18 protein-coding genes are annotated in these 22,756 nt (G+C 55.9%); 2 read left to right on the top strand and 16 right to left on the bottom strand.

The window, feature by feature from the left end; translation table 11 throughout:
* Positions 1-65 precede the first annotated feature (65 nt).
* Complete coding sequence (locus IVA75_RS09045) at positions 66-1,040, bottom strand: GDP-L-fucose synthase (protein ID WP_247282692.1); 975 nt, start codon at positions 1,038-1,040, stop codon at positions 66-68.
* Between the two features lie 744 nt (positions 1,041-1,784).
* Positions 1,785-2,858 (bottom strand): ABC transporter substrate-binding protein, encoded by a 1,074-nt coding sequence (locus IVA75_RS09040; protein ID WP_247282691.1) that lies wholly within the window; start codon positions 2,856-2,858, stop codon positions 1,785-1,787.
* Positions 2,859-3,091: 233 nt separating this feature from the next.
* On the opposite strand from IVA75_RS09040, the gene IVA75_RS09035 reads away from it, so the two are divergent.
* Positions 3,092-4,534 carry an undecaprenyl-phosphate glucose phosphotransferase gene (locus tag IVA75_RS09035; RefSeq protein ID WP_247282690.1) on the top strand — a complete coding sequence of 481 codons (1,443 nt, stop codon included), beginning with the start codon at positions 3,092-3,094 and terminating at the stop codon, positions 4,532-4,534.
* A 44-nt stretch (positions 4,535-4,578) separates the two neighbouring features.
* Here the strand turns inward: IVA75_RS09035 and IVA75_RS09030 are convergent, their stop codons facing one another.
* The 3 genes from IVA75_RS09030 to IVA75_RS09020 form a co-directional block, all read right to left on the bottom strand.
* Positions 4,579-5,712 (bottom strand): glycosyltransferase family 4 protein, encoded by a 1,134-nt coding sequence (locus IVA75_RS09030; RefSeq protein WP_247282689.1) that lies wholly within the window; start codon positions 5,710-5,712, stop codon positions 4,579-4,581.
* A gap of 247 nt (positions 5,713-5,959) precedes the next feature.
* Positions 5,960-7,138 carry a glycosyltransferase gene (locus IVA75_RS09025; protein ID WP_247282688.1) on the bottom strand — a complete coding sequence of 393 codons (1,179 nt, stop codon included), beginning with the start codon at positions 7,136-7,138 and terminating at the stop codon, positions 5,960-5,962.
* On the bottom strand, positions 7,135-7,692 hold the full coding sequence (locus IVA75_RS09020; protein WP_247282687.1) for a DapH/DapD/GlmU-related protein: 558 nt from the start codon (positions 7,690-7,692) through the stop codon (positions 7,135-7,137). The genes IVA75_RS09025 and IVA75_RS09020 overlap by 4 nt, the downstream gene beginning before the upstream one ends.
* A 102-nt stretch (positions 7,693-7,794) precedes the next feature.
* Between IVA75_RS09020 and IVA75_RS09015 the strand changes: the two genes are divergently transcribed.
* Complete coding sequence (locus tag IVA75_RS09015) at positions 7,795-8,442, top strand: hypothetical protein (protein ID WP_247282686.1); 648 nt, start codon at positions 7,795-7,797, stop codon at positions 8,440-8,442.
* Between the two features lie 1,063 nt (positions 8,443-9,505).
* Here IVA75_RS09015 and IVA75_RS09010 read toward each other — a convergent pair.
* The 11 genes from IVA75_RS09010 to IVA75_RS08960 all read right to left on the bottom strand — a co-directional run bounded on the left by IVA75_RS09010 (position 9,506) and on the right by IVA75_RS08960 (position 22,678).
* Entirely contained in the window at positions 9,506-11,020 is a 1,515-nt protein-coding gene (locus IVA75_RS09010; RefSeq protein WP_247282685.1) for an oligosaccharide flippase family protein, read from the bottom strand.
* Between the two features lie 17 nt (positions 11,021-11,037).
* Positions 11,038-12,147 carry a cellulase family glycosylhydrolase gene (locus IVA75_RS09005; RefSeq protein ID WP_247282684.1) on the bottom strand — a complete coding sequence of 370 codons (1,110 nt, stop codon included), beginning with the start codon at positions 12,145-12,147 and terminating at the stop codon, positions 11,038-11,040.
* Positions 12,148-12,238: 91 nt separating this feature from the next.
* Entirely contained in the window at positions 12,239-13,576 is a 1,338-nt protein-coding gene (locus tag IVA75_RS09000; RefSeq protein WP_247282683.1) for a hypothetical protein, read from the bottom strand.
* 304 nt (positions 13,577-13,880) lie between these two features.
* Positions 13,881-14,738, bottom strand: a complete 858-nt coding sequence (locus IVA75_RS08995; RefSeq protein ID WP_247282682.1) for a glycosyltransferase — start codon at positions 14,736-14,738, stop codon at positions 13,881-13,883.
* Complete coding sequence (locus IVA75_RS08990) at positions 14,735-15,352, bottom strand: acyltransferase (protein WP_247282681.1); 618 nt, start codon at positions 15,350-15,352, stop codon at positions 14,735-14,737. The genes IVA75_RS08995 and IVA75_RS08990 overlap by 4 nt, the downstream gene beginning before the upstream one ends.
* Before the next feature lie 14 nt (positions 15,353-15,366).
* Positions 15,367-16,152, bottom strand: a complete 786-nt coding sequence (locus IVA75_RS08985) for a WecB/TagA/CpsF family glycosyltransferase (protein WP_247282680.1) — start codon at positions 16,150-16,152, stop codon at positions 15,367-15,369.
* 384 nt (positions 16,153-16,536) lie between these two features.
* Positions 16,537-17,022 (bottom strand): hypothetical protein, encoded by a 486-nt coding sequence (locus IVA75_RS08980; protein WP_247282679.1) that lies wholly within the window; start codon positions 17,020-17,022, stop codon positions 16,537-16,539.
* Positions 17,023-17,295: 273 nt separating this feature from the next.
* Positions 17,296-19,554, bottom strand: coding sequence for a polysaccharide biosynthesis tyrosine autokinase (locus IVA75_RS08975; protein ID WP_247282678.1), 2,259 nt, complete (start codon positions 19,552-19,554; stop codon positions 17,296-17,298).
* 265 nt (positions 19,555-19,819) lie between these two features.
* On the bottom strand, positions 19,820-20,440 hold the full coding sequence (locus IVA75_RS08970) for a hypothetical protein (protein WP_247282677.1): 621 nt from the start codon (positions 20,438-20,440) through the stop codon (positions 19,820-19,822).
* Positions 20,441-20,579: 139 nt separating this feature from the next.
* Positions 20,580-22,067: an O-antigen ligase family protein gene (locus IVA75_RS08965; protein ID WP_247282676.1), complete on the bottom strand. Its 1,488-nt coding sequence runs from the start codon at positions 22,065-22,067 to the stop codon at positions 20,580-20,582.
* Between the two features lie 29 nt (positions 22,068-22,096).
* Positions 22,097-22,678, bottom strand: a complete 582-nt coding sequence (locus IVA75_RS08960) for a hypothetical protein (protein WP_247282675.1) — start codon at positions 22,676-22,678, stop codon at positions 22,097-22,099.
* Positions 22,679-22,756 lie beyond the last annotated feature (78 nt).

Raw genomic sequence — 22,756 nt, 5'->3', positions numbered from 1 at the left:
GTAAGATCTCCGGTTGGCGCAGAGCAAGCACTACCAGCCTTGAACAGTCACTGAAGTTCGGAAACTCAAGTAGCCGCACGGACCTCTAGGTAACGACCGTGCCCCTTCAAAAAATCCTCATATGCGACGGCAAGGCCCGCCCGCAACGGCATGTTTGCGCGCCAACCCAGCGCACGAATTCGGGAGCTATCGAGCAGCTTGCGCGGCGTACCGTCAGGCTTGGACGCATCGAAAATCAAATCACCTTCGTAGCCGAGAACATCAGCTACAGTCGCTGCGAAGTCTGCGATCGACAACTCGTCTCCGCTACCGACGTTTATCGGCAGGTCACTCGAATAGTTCTTCAGAAGAAAAACGCACGCATCCGCAAAGTCTTCGACGTTGAGAAATTCACGCAGAGGCGCACCGGTGCCCCATACGGAGACACTGGGTGCTTTTGCGATCTTGGCTTCGTGGAAGCGCCGGATCAGAGCGGCCGGAACATGGCTATGATCCGGATGATAATTATCGCCGCGGCCGTAGAGATTGGTCGGCATCACCGAGATGAAGTCATCTCCATACTGTCGACGAAAGGCCTGGCACATCTTGAGCCCGGCAATCTTGGCGATTGCATACCACTCATTGGTCGGCTCCAGGGGACCGCTCAACAATTCGCTTTCGGCGATCGGCTGCTTGGCATGTTTAGGATAGATGCAGGACGAGCCGAGGAACAACAGGCGTTGCACACCAACCATGTGACTTGCGCGGATCACGCTCAATTCCAGCGCGAGGTTGTCGCAGAGAAAGTCGACCGGGAAATTGTTGTTGGCTGCGATACCGCCAACTTTTGCCGCAGCGTGGATAACAACCTCTGGACGATTGGCCTCGAGCCATTTCAGCGTGGGCTCTTCCTTAGTGAGGTCGAGCTCACGCCGGTCGGCCGTCAGCACAGTGCAGTTCTCTGATGCAAGCCTGCGGACGACAGCTGATCCGACCATGCCGCGGTGACCCGCAACGAAGACACTTTTGCCCGTGAGATCGTAGGTTGAAACCCCTGTCATCGTATCCTCTACCAGCATCCGTTTGGCCGGATCACCCGGCGGCCTACCGCACTATGCAATCATGCTGCCGATGCAGCCCCGCCAAACTGGTAACACAATCTTCACCATGCGACAGCCTGTCTGATCTCACAAAGATATTCATGGTGAACCTGCGCTGCGCGCACAAAAGGTCAGCACACAATGAAACAAAAACAAGCAAGGCAGCCGCATGAGCTGTGCGGCTGCCTTTAGACATTGTTGGAAAAAGCGGCAGACGCCGCCGGTTAGCTCAACCTCAGTACGCCCGGCGCAGGACAGGACCGAGAGGCGCGCAAACCCGATCCATATACCAGCCATAGGGTGTCTCGACCCGCACCAATGGGCAACGGCGCGACGGCGCATACCGATAAGGATAGGGCTGCGCCCAGAAGGTAATAGGCGCTACCTGGCCCTCACCCATGAGCAAGGCCGCAGGTGCGGGCATCTGCATCGCGGCGCTCGCTGCGCACAAGGTAACAGTTGCGGCCAAAAAGCCCGCTCGCATCAACGTCTTAAACATCCCAAAAAGCTCCTTGCCCCTGCGGATTTGATCCCGACTCGCGCTTGCCAGACCGTAGCCGCCCAACGTCACGATGCGTAAGCTAATCCGCGACTAGCCCAAATAGTGAACCGAAGCTTATCAAGGCCACCGGCGGAAATGCAACTCATGCTGGGCGGCTGCGGGGTTTTTGGGACGACATGGCGCACGAGTGTGGCTTCTTGGTCCTATTTCTCGTCACTCCAGGCGCCTGGAGCGGCGAGATCGGGTGAACGGCGGTACACGTCCCGAAGGAACTGGTAGTTGACCGTTTGAGCCAACGGCACGTCTTCCTCGCCGAGCTTAGCGAAGAGGAGGATGTCCCGAAGCATCCGCCAGCGGCTTCCGTCGTAGTCGCCGATACGACCGCCCGTCGGCATCACCAGCGGGCGCAGCAGCTGCAGTTCGAATTTCAGGCGCTGGGGATTCAGACTGGCCGGTCCGGTACCAGCGAGAACAGGCACGCTCCGTGCATAGTCAGCGTAGGTGAATTGCCATCCTCGAATGAGGCCCTGAAGGACGTCGGCGATCATGGATGGCTGTTCATGAATGAGAGTATCGCTCGCGAAGTAGACTAAGCCAGGAACATGGAGACCGTAGTCTTGCGGCTTGATGACATTCAGCTTCATGCTATTCGAACTGGCGGGATCTGGTTGCTCGTCGATTGCGGCGATGATTGCATCCACCTTCCCGGCCCTGAGAGCCTCGAAACTGTCGCCGTCGGGCACCTTGGTGATCTGGCTTCGAGGCAGTCCGAGCTGCGCCATCGTGGCATCGAACACGACATCGCCCTCACTCGCCGCGCGGTAACCGATCCGTTTTCCGACCAGATCAGGTGGCCGCCGGAGACCCGAGCTTTCGAGAGCAAAAATTGCGACCGAGGTATCGAGAAAGCTGGCCGCGAAGGCCGTGACGGGAACGCCGCGCCAGGTCGCCAGCAGGAACTTTTGGCCGCTGGTCACGCCGATGGCATGTTGACGTGCAACGGTCTGGACGAAGTCCGGTTCGGGTTGAGCGACCAGCTCTATGCGGGCAGTAAAATAACCCTGCTTCGATGCGGCGAGCTCGCCGGCAAAGCGCGCGCCATATGGCCCGTCCAAGAGGAGCTTGACCGTTGCGCTCGAGGCCGTCGGGGCTCGTACGGGAGTTGCTTCGGGGCGAAGAAGGAGAAGCACGGTTCCGACCAGGGCCACAGCAGCAAGGCCAATGGCGAGGTAGCGCTTTCCGCTCGGCCGGGTCCGCCGGGACTGGGTTCGAGGCAACGAGATCTTCCTAACGGGTTGTCAAATTTAACATTCAGTCGAGGCGAGATGGACTACAATGCAGCTTGTGGGCTAAGGTTAATTTTTCCTTCGCCTTCTTTTAATAGCGATTTGGACCGATAGCACGGATTATTCGGGGTAAGGATTTTGCGTCCGATGGGTTTGGCAGGATGACATTTTTTTCCACTCGACCGGTGCGCGTTCCGGATTCTGATTCGGCTGCAGAAATTCGTATGGTCGAGCCGATCGCAGCCGCAGCGACAGGGTTTGCGCGGAGCTGGTTACGACCTTCAGTTGTGGAAAGGTCGGTGGCAGTGGTCGATGCGGCGCTGATCGTGATAAGCGGGATCGGCTGCGCGGTCGGCTATCACCTCGCAGCCGCCGGCAGGCTCGGCAAGACCGACATCTATACGGTGGCGAGCGTGCTGGTGGCCATCAACTTCGTCCTGCTGACGATCGTGCAGCAGGGCTATCGCCTCAAGGCCGTGGCGGATCTCCCCCGCACGTTCCGCGCGACGCTAGCAACGTGGACTGGCCTATTCGGCGCGCTGCTGGCAATCGCCTTCACGATGAAGGTCAGCGACGAGTTCTCGCGCGGCACCACGATCTCGTTCTACCTCACGGGCCTCACCGTACTGCTGGCCTGGAAGATCGCGGCCGCGCGCTTCACCGCGCACGGGCTTCGCACCGGCGCCTTCGCCAACGGCCGGGCGATCATGATCGCCGAGTTCGGCCTTGCCACCTCCTCTAACACGGTCGACGACCTCGGCCAGCACGGCTACCGCCTGATGAGGTTGATGGAGATCCCCGCCAAGGAGCTGGCTTCGCCGCTGCTGCTGTCCTCGCTGGCGCCGCGCTTCGAGGAGCTGATCACGTACGCGCGCGAGCAGCGTATCGAGCACGTCTTCCTCTTGATGAACTGGAGCCGGCAGCACGCAATCGACAGCATCCTGGATGTGCTGAAGATCCTCCCCATCCCGGTGCATCTGGTGCCAGACGCCAACGCCGCGCGGTTCCTTCGCTATCCGCTCGTGAGCACCGGCAGCATCTTTACCGCCGAGCTGCGCCGCGCGCCCTTGTCCTGGAAGGAGCGCACGCTTAAGCGGGCGCTCGACCTCGTCGGCGCGAGCCTTGCACTACTGGTGTTCGCGCCCGTGATGCTAGTGACCGCGCTGCTGATCAGGGTGACCTCGAAAGGCCCGGCGCTTTTCCGCCAGACTCGCAACGGCTTCAACGGGCACGCATTCAAGATCTTCAAATTCCGGACTATGCGCGTGCTTGAGGACGGGCCGACAATCGTGCAAGCGCAGAAGAACGACCCGCGCGTCACCGCAATCGGCAAGTGGCTACGCAAGACCTCGATCGACGAGCTGCCGCAGCTGTTCAACGTGCTCAAGGGCGACATGTCGCTGGTCGGCCCCCGCCCGCACGCCGCCGCTCACAACACCGAATACGAGCAGATCATCGGCAACTACGCCTTCCGCCACCACGTTAAGCCTGGCATCACCGGTTGGGCCCAGGTCAATGGCTACCGGGGAGAAACTCGCGCGCTCGAGCTGATGGAAAAGCGAGTGCAACTAGACCTCTGGTATATCAACAACTGGAACATCTGGCTCGATCTCAAGATATTGGCTCAGACTGGAACCCTTGGTTTCACGCAGGGAAGGGCCTACTAACCCGCCCGCTGCTCATCCGAGAAGGATGCGAACCTCAAGCGAGTTTAACAGGGGGACAACAGTTCATCGTAGGTCTCCACGTACTGCCGCGCAACTTGTCGTATATCAAATCGATCCTCGACATCCTTTCGCCCCTGAAGAGAAAGGCGCTTGTACAAGTTCTGATCCGATAGAATTTTTTCCACAGTCGCAGCAATAGCTGGCGGCTCTTTAACATCCACGAGACCCACCTCACTATTTCCCATGACGTAAGGAACTCCGCCAGAGTACCGACCGGCCACAACCGGGATCCCAAGCGCGCGCGCTTCTATCAAAGTGACAGGACATATCTCCTGCAGCGACGGATGAAGTAGGATTGTCGTGCGCTGTATATGGAAATTCCGTAGTTCTTGGTTAGGAATACTTCCATGAACAAAGACATTCCGTTCTTGCGCGTAACGATCGAGACCGGGACCGAAAAGATGAAGTTCGGCCTCTACAATTCGGGACTGAATCAATCTGAATGCAGACACCGCCGCGTGAACATTCTTGCGAGGCATACCATTCCCAATCGTCGCTATTATCGGTGGGCTTGTAGGGAGGTTTTCCCCTCGAAAGGGCCACCTCGAAAGATCTAAGCCGTTAGGGACGACACGAATCTGACGCAAGAAGCCGGCATACCGCGTGTGGGGTGCGAGATAAGGCGCCACAACGGACAAATTCCTGATGCGAGGTGTCGTTCGTAATGCCATGAGCAGTCGGAAGAACCTATAAGCATCACGTTCAATCCAAAGTGTTTCCCACGCGCAATCGTGGCCGGTAACTAACGTAGGTCGCCCTGACCTTAGAGCGGCCTCCGCGAACTCGTACGTCCAATGAGCGTGGATGATATCGGGATTTATCCGAGCATACTCTTCTTTCAGAGCAGCGATTTCTGCCGAAAAGAGGCTAAGCGCTAAATCGCGAGCACGCGTGCGACGAGGCAGATAAACGACTTCAATTCCAGGCCGAACAACGCGCACGCGCTCGAAAATCTTATTATCGAGCGTAACTACGCTTACTTCATGCCCCTGACGAACGTACTCGACAGCGAGAACATCCACCGGGGTTGGAGCCATACCTTTAGGCAGGCCATCTATGTCACCGAGAACTGGCTCAAGCGCACTTGTTTCGATCGGACCAGCTAGCAATATCTTCATCGACCTCCCTCAACTCAATATTCTCGGCCGTCGCGTAAGCTCCAGACTTGGCCGAGCTGTGTGAGCCCCTTCCGTGGTCAGCGAACGCCAAGAGAGCCCCTCCGTCCAACTTGCCTGACCGACAACAAACGGCGCAAAATAATCAAATTTCCCGCGTGAGGAAATCGTCGCAAGCGACTTCAGCCAAAGCTTAAGCAGTTCATGCAAGCTTAAATACAAACAGAAACAAGAGCATCGCCCTTCAAGATCAAACTACTCGATTGCCGCGATCTTGGCGACATTCCCGAGAGTCACGGCCCTCCCTCCCCAGCGCCCGCTCGACTCCCTTGGCAAATTCGGCGACCATACCGTCAATCGAAAGCTTCTGAGCTTGCTCTCGGCATCTTGAGGAAATCTCCTCTAAGTTATCATTCCTTAACATCGTCACGACAGCAGCAGCATAGGAGTCAGCCGAGGTCCATGGCGTCGAAACAGCCCCGGTAACGCCGTCGATGACATACGCAATTTCGGGGCTGTGATAAGGATAATTAGTCGTCACAACCGGCAATCCGACGCTATAGGCGTCCAAGACCGCCAGGCCGACCAGTCCAGGCATGAGAAAGACCCTTGCCAAAAGCATCAGCTCGACCTTCTCAGCGCCGAACTTTGGACCGGTAACCTTGAGCCAAGGTCTCGTCGCCGCGGCTGCCTGCGCAACGGCCAAATCGGCCCCTCCTCCCACTATGACGAACTCAAAATCAGGAATTGTTGAGCGGACAATATCAAGTGCCTCAACTAGGAATTCGATACGCTTCTCGCGATACACCCCTCCCACGTAAATCCCTACATTGTTTCCGCGCAAGTCAAGCTCACTTCGAAGCTCTTTTAGCCGCTCCGGCGATATCGCTCGTTCAAAGCGCCGGAGCGCGTCGGTATCGATTGCATTATTAAAAACAGTGATCCGCGACTCTGGGAATCCCAGACCCGATAGAACCGACTTACTTCCTTCGGTATATGCGAACCACCAACTTACTTTCGTTGCCCAGAATCTCTTCCACCTTTCACTTAGAGAGTTCGGATTCTCAGCCTGAAAATTCCTCCCATGCCCGAAGAATGCAACCCGCTTCAAGTGAAGTAGACCCAACACCTGATATAAATAGTTTATCAGAAGCCTATTTTCCTGTTGCACTATAACAAGATCGCACGTAACGATTTCCCGAAATGCCAATTGCAGTAGAAGCCCACCATTTCGAAATTTCAGAAGCGGCACCTTGCGTCCCCAAGGGATCTGGACGGTATCCTTCTTCTCAAGATTTTCACCGAAGGGATTGCTGTAGCAAACTTCGTACTGAATCTGCTTTTCTCTCAAAGCAATTCTCAGCTTCTCATGGAATGGAAGCCGAAAATGATGCGAGATGGGAAATATGTAAACAACCCGCAATGTCATTTACGAAGTCCATTGGCTAGACCACGTTCGTGCACCTCAATCTCCCTAGCGTTGAAACGGCGGCCGATTGGTCGCGCTGGATTACCTCCAACGATATCATATGGAGAAACACTCGTGGTCACGACGGCCCCTGCCGCAATGATCGCGCCACGCCCGACTGTGATACCCGACAGAACAGTCGCGCCGAAACCAATCCACACGTCATCCTCGATGCAGATCCAGTTTCTTGGATCACTGACTAGTCGACCTGAACTACCAATCCAGTCCGCATCGCGGATCCAAACACCAATCTGATGCAAATCATGGTCCCTTCGCCCCACAATGCCAACGTTGTTTGCGATAAGAACACCGCTTCCAATCTTGCCGCTGCATTGAATTGAGCAAAATTTACCAATGTACACGCTGTCGCCAATGACCAATTGGCGGGCGGCACTAATGTACGAGAAGATGCCCAAATGAAAATTCTTCCCGATTTGAACCGATTTCCCTACGAACACCCGCCGCTTGGCCGTTAGCCAAGCCATTGCAAACCAGCCGCGGACCCAATTAGACATAAAGCTGAACCGTTGTAGACCAGGTGAACGAAGAAACGTATTATGGCATAAAGCCCACTCGAATTCAGCGGTACAATGAAGCTTTGGTATAGATGAGGAAGCATGTTGATAGAGCTAAAGGAAAGCCTTAAAGGAACGGCGATTTGGCGCCAGGTCTTGAAGCCCATTCGCGCTGAGCGTGAGAACGCGATCTGGCGATCCGCTGGAAGCCCGACACCCCCACCTCATTCAATCAAGGCGCGGAATATCCTCTGTTTAGCCGATTTATATCAGATAGACACACTCGTCGAAACCGGCACATTTCGGGGCGATATGATTGCAGCAACAAAAAATCGGTTCCGGCAGATCATATCAATTGAAGTGTATGAGCCGCTTGCTCAGGCGGCCGCTGATAAATTCAGTCGAGATGCGAACGTTAAGATCATTTGCGGGGATAGCGCCGAGGTCCTGCCGGACGTCGCTAGGCAACTCTCAACACCGGCCGTTTTCTGGTTGGACGGCCATTACAGCGGCCCCTCCACTGGGACCTCGACAGTTGAGACTCCCATTCTCGCAGAGATCGAAAGTCTCGCCACCCTCCGCCGGGGAATGAGGGATGTAATCTTGATTGACGATGCGAGGGCTTTTGGGACGGAGCGCGACTATCCGCCACTTGAAGATTTCGTCGAGCGTTTGAGCGAGATATTCGCTAGACGCCCCATCATTGCGAATGATGCGATTATAGTCCTTCCTTCCAGCGAAGCTGCCTAAACTCTGCAGGACTGTCTTACAACACCGTATTGGACCAGATCGGAGCTAGCGCTCTTCAACCGAAGCGTGCTCTCTAAATCGCTGATAAGCTCAGAGGGAAGAGAACCGTCTAAAGAAATTGGAATCCCCTTTGGGCGTATCGCCAGTTGAGGAGCTTTGCTCACCGCCTCTTGGGAGCGCGTCGTTTCACCTCTCTGCGAGGACTGGAATGGCTCATGCCCCCAGATGGAAGCGTAACCATCTCGACAGGTTAATTGCGGCGCGAACCATCCATAGCGCGTATCGGACAAGAAGGTTGCCCAGGCGCTAAAGCTCGAAATTGAGCAGAGAACAAAATCGCATGCAGACAACGCGAGTAGGTCGGATACATCACGGAATGGCATATCGCTGGTTGTGACGCATGGAAACCGCTCTGTAAGGGGACGCAGTTCTTCCAGCGTCGCATCTGATACTATGAGGATCGATACACGAGTGCCTAAGGCTCGAACGAGCTGAGTTGCGACGGCAACATACCACTCAATTGGAATGGCAATGTTAAATCGCCCGGCGTAGTCCTCAGTTGGAACGGAAAAATCACCTCTTCTTATGTGAAATCCCACTCTAAGGACATCGGAGCTGAACCGCCTGTTAAGCTCATACAAGTTCCGGATAGTACACTTCGTTCCCAAGAGCTCTGCTCTAAGAAAGTCCCGCGCATCTCGTAACGCTCGAAATCCACCCCACAGCCCTGAAAACGAGACTACGTAAGCGCCACGACGCCGTAGATCGTGACGCCTTGCAAATGCGACGACGGCCGCGTGCAAATCGTAATCAGCCGAGGCACGATAATCACTCTCTTCAAATTCGAACGTCGGAAGAGCTGCTCGAATAACATGATGAGTTATCCAATCAGCCCGCGAAGTCTCGAAGTAAGCGCTATAGTTGCGACGGTTAAGTCCCCAAGCCGGATGCAAAAGACGAAGCCCAAGTGCTTGAGCACCAATGAATGCCTTTGCCCATACAATTAGCTCGTTACCTAGCCCCGCTCCTTTTCCCTCAACTCGAGGAATTGCAAACCTTAAGCTCATGAGACCCCGCCATTAGAGGTATTGCGATTTAGTCCAAACGCTGAGCTCAATCCCGGCGAAAAGGAACTCATCAGATCAACAAACGGCGCCATCTCGCGAAGGCGGAGGATGGGAAGCGCGACCAGACAACACAATATGCCAGCTATGAGCAACTCGAGTAGGAGATGCGAAAGCTGCGTTTGGATAGATAGTCGAATAGCTACCTCGTTGCCGAGCAGGGCTCCGATTAGCGCAGCAACGCCCAGAGCTGTCCCAGGCCGCAGCAGCCGAAGCACCTCCGGGAGATCGCTCCATCTCTCACCAATTCTCCAATGTAAGAGCAGTGTGGCAATCAGCATCGAGCCCAATGGAGGCGCGGCAATAAGCAAGACGTCGTCTGACGGCGTTACAACAATAAGAGCAACGAGGCTCAATACCGCTGCTGAGGAGCAGAGATACCGATCAACGAAGCGCGCTCTCAATTCCAACGACATGCCGGCGGCTTGATTGATCGTTGAAATTCCGAAAGCGACAATCAAGAGTCTCAGCATCCATCCTCCTGACTTCCAGTTTTCTCCTAGCAACACACCTAAAATCGGCTCTGCTCCAATCATCACGAAAGCGACGATAGGAATTACTAAAGTCGCGAGACACAAGAGCGTCAATCGATACAACGCTTTGCTGGTAGAACGTCCTTCTCCTCGACTAGCCAGCGCTGCGTATAAAACTCCTGTTACGCGCCATACGGTCATTTGAAGCATCACGTCGGCAACGAATTGCGTTCTTTGATACAATCCGGATAGACTTGCGGGCGACCGCAAGCCCAATACAACGAGAGGCAACTGGACCCAAGCAACGTCCAACGCGCGAAGTCCATTCATAGCAACCGCCTCGACCAAAAGACGCCTCAGCTCCCTCGGATACCAACCAAGACTTACGGCATAGCGTCCGAGCAACAAACTAAGCACGAGTGTTACTAAAGAACTGGCTGCCGCACCGCCCGCAAGGCTCCATGCCCCCCAGTGATGAACGGCAAGAACGGCCGCGACGCCACCATTTCCGACGAGAATGCCGATAACCGAAATCGCGTTTACCCTCACCATCGCAAGCTCTCTCTGTAGGAGAGAAGTAGACGGAGTAGCCATCAGCTGAAAAATCACTGGAACCGACATGAAAAGCAGAAGATCTGCCTGCTCAGCAAAGGCAACACCATTTACAAGTCGCAGAATGGTCGAACCGACGGTCGTCAAGACGGCCAAGCCTATCGCAAGTATTCCTGCTACGACATAAGCATTTCCTAGGTCGCGCGCGGACACCACCTGCTGGCGCAGAATGGTGGTAGCCAGCCCGCGCTGCGAAAGATGCGTTCCGAAGACGACGATTGAATTCGCAAATGCAAAGATGCCGTAGTCACGAGGGGTGAGAAGCCTACCCAGTAGCATCGTCGTGCCGATTTGGACGCCGACAGACACGACTACAAAGGACAGATTCCATCCGATGGCCGAAGCTACCCTTTTTGCGTCATGATTCATTCTTGCACCTGAACCGACTACCGATACCGGTCTTGCCGCACCAGGCCAATTGCGTCTGCAACGTCGTCCCGCAGCCAGCGCTTTTCGGGATCGTAGTCATAGCTCGTTTGGCGGGGGAATAGCCAAAATGCATGCTTGAAGTCCAGCGAACTCAGCGAGTTTTTGACGTCTGTTAGCCAACGTAGCTCACTCTTCCTCGGCCCTTCATCTCGAGGCACCGGCCCAATTACCGCTCCCCACTCGCCCATGAAGATTCGTCGGCGGGGAATGCGTCTTAGGTCAGCCCACTTCGCAACAGCAGACAACCTTTCTGCAATCGAATCTTTCGAGAAGGAGGAATTTAGGTATCGCGCAATATCATTCTTAGCGTACCGACTTCTCTTGGGATCAATCTGATCGGAAGATGGTAGTGCCGCCGAAAGCGAGAACTGTTTGTCGGGCGGGTACGGAACGAGATAGCCCGGCACGCCATAGAATGCCGATTGGTGCGTGTAGGCAAATGGCTCATAAAAATGGAAAGAGTACATCAAGTTCGGGTCACCAAAATCGATGCCTCTCAACTGCAATAGCCCGTCGAGTTGACCACCGCAGCCGGTGACGACGATGGGCAAGCTCGATGCAAATCGCCTGATATCGGCGACGAGCGATACTTGCAACTGGGTCCAATCATACCCTACATCGTTGCACGGAGGGGGCTCATTTAGTAACTCCAAAGCGACCTGTGCCTCGTGGGTACCTGCCAACTGGAATGCAAGTTCACCAACACCACGCTTAAACGCCTCTCGTAGAGGCCTCTCCAGAAATATTTTCTTTCGGGTAGCGTCGCCATTGGGAGACCAAAAGTGAAGATCCACGACTACTGCGAGACCAGATGCTACAAATGAATCGGCAACCTCAAGAATTTGGACAATTGCCTTCAGACGATCTTCGTCGTCAGCTTGCAGTAGGGGTAGCGGATTGGTGACTAGCCTGACTAGCTCAACGCCCTGCCTTCGGAGTTCTCGAGAGAACGAAGGCGACTGAAACTCCGCATCGACGCGATAAGATAGATGCTCTTCGGGAGCATCGCCATGCGATTGGAGCGCCACAAGAGCGAGAACAGAGATACCGGCTCTTGCTTGGAGCACGGATGGGACGCCTGCAGACCCAACCGACGGGAAGAGGAGCAAGATCAAAATTCCAAGCTTGCCGAAGGACCGCCCGCAGCCCGCAGCTATCCTACTCATTGAAGCCGTGTGCGTATTCGGCACGCCCTTTCGCCCTTGGCTTGATACGTCGCATCTGCGCGCCGGATCGAACATTTGATCTGCGTGCATACTGCACTGCTACCAGCAAAAATAGCGCAGCTTCCCCACGCAATTCATAGCTAAATCCGAAGACGGCAAGCAAGACTACCAGCGACGCGATCATCGCACCTCCGTCAAATCCAGGAAACAAAGTACTGACGACAATCGACCGGAACGCAAGTGAGAACAAGGCCGCTATGTAAACCAGTAATCCAACGACACCGACCTGCGGAAGTAGTCCAAAGTACATACTATGAATACTGTTCTTCCAAACCGTCCCTCCCCAGAGAGGAACTATTACGACAGGCTTAACGCCCGCAGGCAGGCCCAGTGCTTGATTTTCGAATGACCATTCGTAGAAGTCTCGGAGAAGGCCAGCCCAAACAAGCTGACGGGTATCAAGCGTCTGCACTCGTCGCAACGTGTCTCCTACTATTGCTTTCGGGGCGATCGAATCGAGTGTCTCTGGATCAAGAGCAGACGGCAAAATCGTAGAGAAGAATATCGTCATCAAGAGGAGAAATCCGAGGAGCCAAATGCGGAGCGGCCGAGAAGGCCCCGGCTGAAGTGCAAAAAACGTAACGACGGCCGATACGGTAGCAATCGTTGCAGTGGCCTGTCTTGTGAGCAGAAGGGCCGGAACGAGAACGCAGAGGCTTAGCAACGCGAAATGTTCTTGCCGGCACGCTTGCCGAAATTGCAGGAGCACTGCGGCACCAACAATCATAGCTCCCTGCGCACTTAAGGCTCGTCCACCATCGTTAATGGTAGATTCCTCCAGATACTGTGCTTGTATGAGAAAGGTGGGCCCTAATACTATTCGAAGAAAGACGAGGCCGGCAAGTCCTGCTCCAGCAAATACGATTATCTTCTGCACCTTCGCCCAAAGCTGTTCATTCGGAGGCAATACGCATGCCATGAATAGCATGGCAGTAAACGGTCCATTGTTTCGAAGCGAGAAGAATGCATCGTAGGGACGAACAAGAAGTCCCCTTCCGAAGCTGACCAAAGTTAGCGCGGCAAGGACAACTAACAGCAGCACGCGGAGATCAAAGTGTAATTGCCGACGCAAGACCATTGTCACTGCGGCGACCATGGAGGCGCCGAGCACGGGCTCTGCCGTCGTAAGGTTGTACGAACCGATGAAAACAAGTGTTGAATGCCCGACAGCTTCACTATAGATGGCCGCTGCAAGCGAAAGCAGAGCCGAGAAAAGGAATAGCCGGAGGTCGAGGGCCATCCGTCGAGCAATCCGCAATTTTGCAGTCATCTTACCCTCTATTGCGCTAGGAATTCCGCGCCATCAGCCGTCAGATCAATAAGGCTCAAAATAGGCGGCGCGAATTCAATTTCCTTTTTCGTATACCCGGCTTGTTCCGCCCGAAACGTAAGGTGAGATTGATTGCACGAGGAACATCAGACTATTACAGCCGGAATTCTCACCGTTCTCTGCCTCTTCGCAGGACCTTTCGAACAGTCGTTCTAGCTGGCGTACGCTAAAGCAGTAAAGGGACGAAGGGATGTTTCGCGCGGCAACGAGAAGGCGCGCAATCATACCGACAGCTCCGCTCACATTAGCTTCTCTTCGGAACCAACCAGGCCCTCAGCAGCGTGAAGTACGGGGCAGCGACAACAACTGGAGCCCAAATTCCATAGTTGCGACTGTAAGCAATGTTAGGTTTGAACGGATACCCGAGCGGATGCTGCATTATTCTGAGGCGGTCCCACAGTCCAAGATCAGGCTGATTCCAATTCTTGCGGCCTGTATTTGCATCGCAGACGCCAGCAAAGCCAGCCATCACCCAGTTGCGAGCACCCATCTTCTTTGCTTTGATACCAAGAACCAAATCAGCATGCATCTGGACGTAGGCTGGATGTATATTTCCTATTCGGTGTGCAACGTCATTGGGCACTAGGACAAAATTTCCATTGACGGTGTCGCATTCGATCGGCCGCCGCGGGTCAGGAATAGCCTTTCGAAATTTCCAAGGGAACACGCGCGAAGCCCGAACTAGACCGCTATAAGTTGTGGTAACGCCGTCCTCGGCTGACATGGCGCCTACGATCACGTGCTCTCCTCCGACATGAACTCGCAGCTCATCCAGCGTTGCAATCGCTCGCTGAATAGAGTCAGGCTGAAGGTCAACGTCATCGTTAAGCCAAAGGTAGTAGTCATGACCTCGTTCTAGAGCTGCTCCGTAAGCGATCCTCATCCCACCGGCCCAATAGAGACTACCGTCTCCCTCAAAGAGCCGAACACTTGGAAACTCAGTCCGTATTGACGACGACGTCCCGTCGCTACTACCATCGTCCACCAGATAGATGGACAACCGAATTTGATCTGGAAGAGACGCTTGGTGAAGCGATCTCAAACATCGCAATGTTTTCTCGCGGCGGTTGAAACTCGTAAGGCAGACTCCGATCGTCTTCACAGCTTTTCTGCCGTTTCCTGATAACCAATCGAGAGATGTTGGATAACTTTGGCAGGAACGCCACCTGCCACACAATTACTGGGGATATCGCTAACCACCACACTGCCGGCTGCGACTATCGAACCATTTCCAATGCTCACACCTTTGGAGATCGTCGAACGGGCGCCAACGAATACGTCATCTCCGATCTTAACGGGCCGACTTATCAACTTCCAATCCGGCACGCTATATCGTCTTCCGACAGGCTTATGATTGTGGAAATCGGTATCGAATATCATGACATCAGCGCCAATGAGACAACGCTGCCCTATTTCGACTCGGACGGCTGCGCAGATGGTCGTGCCGCTCAATCCTGTATCTGAACCAATGTGTAGCGCCGCTCCAGGAGCCAAACACCGCAGAATGACAGGGCATCTGACCCCGAGCGCTGTACCACGCGGATCGCTCACGAGCGAAACGTTGTCGCCGATGATGATTTCTCCATAACGCGAACCGGACACAATGGGCAGCCCTAGATAGCGAACATTGGCACCGAGCGATATTCCCACCCAACGACTCGTTAGCCGTCCTATGATGGTAGTAATCTTCCACTTCAGCCCCAGCAATTTTCCCATGACAAGGTCACACTTTAAGATCGAAGATGGTCCGCAAGACGAACAACCTCGTTTCGAAAGACTTGAACTACAAACATGGGAGCCAGCACTAGATACCTCCGCCAAAGGCGGCGGGGCTCACACAGCAGTCGGAAAAACCATTCCAAACCGGACGACTGCATCCAGATCGGCGCCCTCCTGACGTCCCCCGCATGAAAATCAAAAGCAGCTCCCACACCAATCAAAACTGTTCCTGGGACGGCGCGCACGTGGTCGCGCATCCAGTACTCTTGCTTAGGTGTACTGAGGCCTACCCAGACGATATCGGGACGGGCCTTGTTTATGCGGGCAATATATTCCTCATCTTCTTTAGGAAGCAGCGCACCGAAGGGCGGGACGTCTATGCCTGCGACGATCAATCCGGGATACCTCTCGATCAGCTTTGCAGTCATCCGCTCCGCAACGCCCGGCTTTCCGCCGTAAAAGTAGTGCCTCAGACCCAGAGGAACTGAGGATCGGCAAACCTCATCCACCAAGTCGGGACCACAGACCCTGCTGATCTGCGAATGCCCTTTCCATCTGCAAATCCAAACTAACGGCATTCCATCTGGTGTAATGATATCTGCTCCCTCGTGGATACGACGCAATTCAGGATCGTCTTGCGCCCTCATTATACCGTGAACGTCACGAACGCAGACGTAGGCGGAAGTGCGTGACTTTGCACGCCCGACGATCTCCCGAACTGCCAACTGCATATTGATCAGACTAATCGGAACACCCAACACGCTAGCGGCTGGTAGCTTTCCCGAATGGCCTTCCATATAGCCCCCCACCTAACAGTTTAAAAGTTACTGATCATTGCTGGAACAAAGTGTAACGGAATTGAGCGACCTTACTCGTGGTCCCAATGACCACGTCTTCTCGTTTATAGGCCGTCACATTAGCCTTTCTGCACAGGTAAGAGGCAAACCTTGGCCCTAATGATTCGATTGCAGTTGTTCTTCAAGAACGGGACATGGCCAATCCGGATTGACCACGTGTGCACGAGCTGCGACTTCCACATTGAGCCAAGGTCTTCCTAGTGGTTCTCGGACGACCGAGTTGCCATTCTGCTGGGCCCGTCCCCGAAGAACGAGACGAATCGTGCCTCTTAGTTTGAGCATTGCTTGCCTGAAGCAAGGTCCCTTTCTTGATTGCTCTCCGAGCTACCGCCAAGGCCTTTCCTCCAATTCAATACCAGGAATAGCAACTCGGATCCCGATACGCGAAAGTTGACGGTTTAATGCTTCTCGCTCACGCAAATCAACAGAAGTCAAACCACTCAATAGACGATCCCGACTCTGCCATCCGCTGTTCGCCAGAATGAATGCCCCGACCTCAACGAAGTCTGCATCGACGATGCCGGCGTACTCGGAGACAACAGCTTGCTGATACCCGTTTCCAAGGAATGACATCGTGGACAAAGCCAAGCTATTCCTTCTGAGAGCGATCCACCCCTCCCAAGGCCCAAACTGGTACGACGCCTCAAGAAATTTGACCTTCGCCAGATCAAAACCGTTGCGTGTGGCGTCGATCGAAAACAGAAGAAGCCAACAAAAGGAATCGCCCGGATTGGATAAAAGCGAAGTTCGAACTTCAGCTACAGCCAAATCGGCATCATGATCGGCATCCTGGGACGTCTTTCGCTGCATACTTTCCTCAGCCACGCGCACTGCAGTGAGCGCCCTTGCTCTCAACAAGTCCGACTGGTCAAGCAACCCATATGAACGGCTAGTAATCCTCGCGAACGCAGTGGCCAACGTCCCAGATTTGAAGCGATCATCGTTCATTATCCGAAATGATAAATCCCGAGCAGGCCCCGTTATCCAGAAAGAAGGCATAACCACGAGACACCACGCGATGCAGGCGAGACCAACAGCCAAAAGCAGAAGACGTTGCATAAAGCGAGCCAAAGCGCACTCCAGCTACTCGATGTAACCGTATCTCCCGTAGTATTTCTGATAGTAGTAGCGCCCATGATACGATTCATACCGAGCCAAGACCTTGGTATCGGCTTTGTTCAATACAACACCGAGAAGCTTGTCTTGAATTTCGGGAGACGTGCGCAAGTTGTGACGAACAACATCTATGTTGGTCTTTCCCCACTCAACCACAAAGACATAGGAATCGACAAAAGACGAGGTGACGCGAACATCAACCACCGGCGCCATCGGAGGCATATCGAGCACAACGTAGTCGAATTTCGATCGCAAAAGCCCGATCAAGTCCTGCATAGCCTTGGAGGCAAGGACCTCATTTGTATGCAAGAGCTTCGAAGTCGTCCCAGCAGGCAAAACGGATAGTTTGGTTTCCGGGTCCTCAATCAAAGCATCTTCCAATGCCGCCCGCCGCGCGGCTACGTCGACCAGCCCAATCTTTGCGTCGGGGACAAGAGAACGAGAGAGCGAGGGATTGCGGAGGTCAGCGTCGACCAAGATAACTCGCGCACCACCGTGCGCCATTAGCTGAGCCAAATTGGTTGATAGCGTACTCTTCCCTTCGTTCGGTATTGTGGAGGTCACTGCGAGTACACGGTTCTCGCGAACGATAGTATTAAGATCGATCGCGACTTTGACCGAACGAATAGCCTCGGAAAACCGGGAAATTGGATTTTGAATGACATATCTCAGCAGATCGACATCCGTATCTCGCTTCCGTGTCAATCTGCCACCAAGAGCCGAAATCCCTGCCTCGGAAGAAACGGACAGGGAAGGAAGAATTGCGATACAATTCGTTCCTAGGATTTCTTCCACCTGCCCAGTAGTTCTGAACACTTTATCGGTCAGCTCACGAGCGGCCGCAACTCCAAGCGCAAGCATGAGCCCTCCAAAGAGAGCTGCCGCCAAGATGAACGGCGTCTTCGGATAGCTCTTCCCGAGTGGGGTCGTTGCCGCACTTATGACGCGAGCCTCCGTAATCGGAAACGACTGCTGCTGAACAGACTCCATGTATCGCTGCAAGAAATTATCGTACATCGCCTGATAGGACTGCGCATTGCTTTCAAGCTCGCGAAGTTGGATCTGAGCTTGATTGGTCAATTGCGACTCGGAAACAACATTGTTGAGGCTAGTCTTGATGCTCTCCTCTCGTGTAAGGGCGATGTCGTAATCGCTCTTGTAGGATTCCTGGATGCGCTTCAACTCGTCGATAATGTTCTTCTTGATCTCGGCCATCTGCCGACGAAGATTGACGGCGGCCAGGTGATCCGAGCCGTATTTCATCGACCAGATCGATTCCTTCGAAGCGAGATCGACATATTGACCGCGCAGCTTGACGATGGTGTCGTTCTTCAGCGCGTCGGCGACAGATGCATCTGGAACTTCCTGCTTGAGGATGTCGTTGATGCGGTCCATTCGCGCTTTGGATTCGGCGGTCGCTGCATGCGCCGTTATTAGCTGGCTATTCACCTCAGCCAGCTGCTGCTCGTTCATCAGCCCTCGCCCGGTGGCGATAATGTTGTTGGCGCTCTTGAAATCAACGACTGCCTTCTGCGCGGCCGAGGCTTGAGTTCGCAGCTCCTTGATGCGGTCCTGGAGCCAGACGCTGGCGCGACGGGTGGCTTGGTACTTCGCCTCGAGCTGGTCGACGATATAGGCGTCTGCGATCGCATTGGCGATCCTTGCGGCCTTCGCTGGATCTTTCGAGGTATAGCCGATCTCCATCACATAGGTGAGGCCTAGGCGCTTGATGGTTCGATTTTTCTCGAATAGGCCAAGCGCCTTGCGGGTCTGCTCGAACTCGGATGCAACGTGGCTCTCCGAGAAGAAACTAGAGACGGCGCCGATCACGGTGCCGAGCAGGCCCCCGCCGGAGCCGGTAAACTCGGGATCGTCGATCAGGTGCAGGTCGCGGATCACGGCGAGGCTAATGTTCTCGGACTTCAGGATCTCGACCTGCGTTTCCACCGTCGCGGAATCGATCGCGATGTCGCCGAGCACCGATTGCTGCTGGAACAGCTGTACCTTGCGGGTGTCGATCACCATCGTGGCCGTGGAAGTGAATCTCGGGGCCGCAGTGAAGAGATAGAGCAGCGCCACAATCACACAGGCCGAGACAATGGCAACAATGGTGGGGAACTGACGGCGAACGGTCTCCAGGTAAGAAGTCAGCGCAAAAGACGGAGAGCCGTCAGCCTCGGCGTAATCCCGGTTGATCTCCGAGGTCGGCTTGTTCACCTGCAACATCTAGCAATTCCTGAAAATGGATCGATGTGTGTTCTTGAGATTAATGTTCGCCAGAAACCCGGCTGCGTCCGGAGCAAGCCGGATGCCAAAGCCCGCGCTGCGCGCAACACTAGCACAACCCTGCCTGCAATTGAACGCGCTGGATGCAGTGCAACGCGCGGCTTGCGCTACTTTTTACATGAAGCTTAACGGCGCAAAAGCAAAGCGGCGCCCGTGGGCGCCGCTGCCGTGAGTTCTCATGGGCCGGCGCCGAGGCCGGTTCCGATCACCGCCGCTGGCTGACGGCGTTGGTGGTGCCGTTGACGCCGGCGCTCGCGTTCGGCGTGACCGTCGTCGCATAGTGGAGACCGCCGAAGGTGCCGAGGGTGCCGCCCGATCCGCCGTTGGCGAAGCCGCCGGCTCCGGTAGGGCCACCCGCGCCGGACGAGCCACCACCGCCACCACCGCCGGTCGCGGCGATCGCGACGTCGCCGGTCGCGGCCTGATAGGCGGCGATCACATCCTGGTTGCCGGTGTTGGCAATCGCGGCCTGGATCTCATTGGCATAGCCTTGGTCGGCCTGCGCGGCCATGCGGGCGACCTGGGCGAGGCCGCCGACGATCGCGCGCATTTGGTCCTTTGTGGTTGCAGGATCCTTCAGGAGCGCGATCAGGCCCGGGAGCGTGGTCGGATCGGAGGCGCCGAGATCGCGCACGCGCGAGATCAGCTGCGGGCCGCCGGTCGGATATTGCTGCAACAGGCTGCTGGGTGCGGCCTTGAAATCGGAAACGACGGTGGCCGGCAGCTGGCGCTGCGGCGGGTAAATGGCCGCACTGGCGGCCGAGGTAATGGTCGCGGCAAGGGCCGCGGCGGCAGCCATGCGAAGCGCAATCTTGATAACGCTCATAAACGAACCTCCAAAAATCAGCTGCCCCGAATTCGGTCTTGGCCCGGGCAAATGGCTGTGCAGTGCAGGAACCTAGCGGAAGCTAGAAGGGCTGTCCACTTATTCTAAAGACTTCGTAAACAGCGCAACTGCTTCAAAACTAGACAGTTTTGTGAAGCTCGCGGGCGCGGCGCAGGCCTCGCGCGGGCCGTGCCTGGCGCCCCTGCTGGTCCGGTGCGGCGATCGCCTCGCCTTGCGCCCGCGCCGCCTCGCTCGAGCGGAACGATTGCGCCAGGCCGGCGCCGAAAAGCGCAAAGAACGGAATGGAATAGCCGGGGATCTGGAGCGTGAAGTCCAGGCAGGAATGCAGCAGCGACAGGCTCGCGGTCGCCGCTGCCGCCAGCGGGATGATGGCGTCCCGCCGCCGGGCGAACACGCCGCGGCTCAGGATGCCGAACATGACCGCCCATGCGGCCGCCACCAAAAGCGCCATGGGGATGCCGACGTCGGAGGCGAGCTCCAGCGGCGTGGAATGGGCGATATCCCAGATTCCGCGAATCGAGATGTTGGGGCTGCGGTAGGGCGGGAAGGCCCATTGGAAGGTGCCCATGCCGGTCCCGAACCAGGGATTGTCGGCGATGATCTTCAGCGTGGACTTCCAGGCCTCGATGCGGCCTTCGTCGACCAAGCCCTGGCTGTCGAACCGGCTGGAAACGCGGCCGCCGAGTAGCTGCATCAGGCCGAGCGCCACCACCACGCCGGAGCCGAGCGAGATCCAGATTCCGGTCCGCGGCGGCAGGTCCTTGCGCAGGAACACGGTGAACGAGGCGATCATCGCGAGCAGCGACAGGCTGACGCCGGCGCGCGAGCCGGTCATGAACATCGCCATCAGGCAAATCAGAAGCGCTCCGAGATGCGGCAGGATCTGGCGCGGCGCGATCTCGGCCACGTCGCGCGACACGCGCTTCCACTCGATGTGCCGCTCCGGCAAGCGCCGCCGGACATCCTCCAGGATCAAGAGCATCCAGATCACCGCGCAGGAACCGAAATAGGCCGCGGCCGTGTTGCGGTTGATGAAGGTGCCGGTGACGCTGCCCATATAGGCGGTCTTGTCCCGCCACAGGATCATGGTGGGCTCGATCAGGAACGAAGCGACGCCATAAAGCGCGTAAAGGCTGCCGGAAACGGCGATGACCCAAAGCAGACGTCGGGCGCGCTCACGCTCGGCACCGACGGTGATGCCGAGGAGGATCGCCAGAATGTTGGCGAGCGGCGCGCCCAATGCGAAGAACGCCTCGTTCTTGACGATGGACGCCGACGGCGCAATCGGCACACCCAGGAGGTCGGACGCCTGCTTCCAGATCGGATTGAACGGCGCGATCCAGGGATGATCGGACAGCTGTTCATGCAGCACGAAGGCGTATCCGGCCACGATCAGCCCGATGCCCGCGATCATCCAGAAATGGGGTCGGCGCAAGTCGCGCGTCGGCGCCACTATCAGGGCGAGGCCCAGACACAGGCACCAGAACGCGATCGAGAGGTCGTTGGTCGAGCCGAACGGGAACGGCGCGCCGGCAGCGACGAAGAACAGGATGAAGGTCGCAGGCCAGCTCCACGACCAACTTATACGGGGAAGCGGAAAGCGCATCGTCGGTTAGCCGGCCTTTGGCTCTAGCTCTAGAGGAAGCAATCGATCGGATAGATCTTCAGATCCACATTCAAGCGGCTGATCCGGGTCTGCGCCCGGAAGCCATAGAACAGCCCAAGGTTATCACTCCCCTGATCGAGCTTTATTCCAGGGGTTAATTCGTCGGGTGGCACCAGATTGCCTATGTGGCGATTGATGCCGGATATCTCGATACGCCCCCCCTCCTCGCCGAAATGCCCGGCGAGTCGAGTGACCGTCACCTTGGGCAAGCCCCGCCGCTGATGGCAGACCTCCTCCTCCCATAGCTTTGTTTGTGGGACGAGAGGTTTGCCCGCGCCGTCGGGAACAACAATGTCTGAGAATGTGGGGTGCAGCATTCCGAAGAAGCGGCTCTCCTTGGAATTCGCCGACAGGCGCACTGTGAATGAAACTTCCCCCTTGGCACCCCGAAGGCGCTGAAAGATCGGCGCGTCGGGCTCGGCAGAGACCACGACATCGATCCGGTGGCGTACTCCGAACTCCCCCGCCGCAGCGGCAGCCTGCTCGAGCAAAACAGGACCCCCGATGATGAGGGTCAGAAAACACCAGAATGCTCGTCGTCGAAAGCGCATGACGCCCCTCGCAACACTGCGGGGTGACCGATGATCGGCACGCCTTGCTCAGTGGTGCCTTGATCCATAACCCGAACT

The organism is Bradyrhizobium sp. 134 (assembly GCF_023074155.1).
Classification (GTDB): Bacteria; Pseudomonadota; Alphaproteobacteria; order Rhizobiales; family Xanthobacteraceae; genus Bradyrhizobium.
This window is presented reverse-complemented; position numbering and strand designations above follow the sequence as displayed.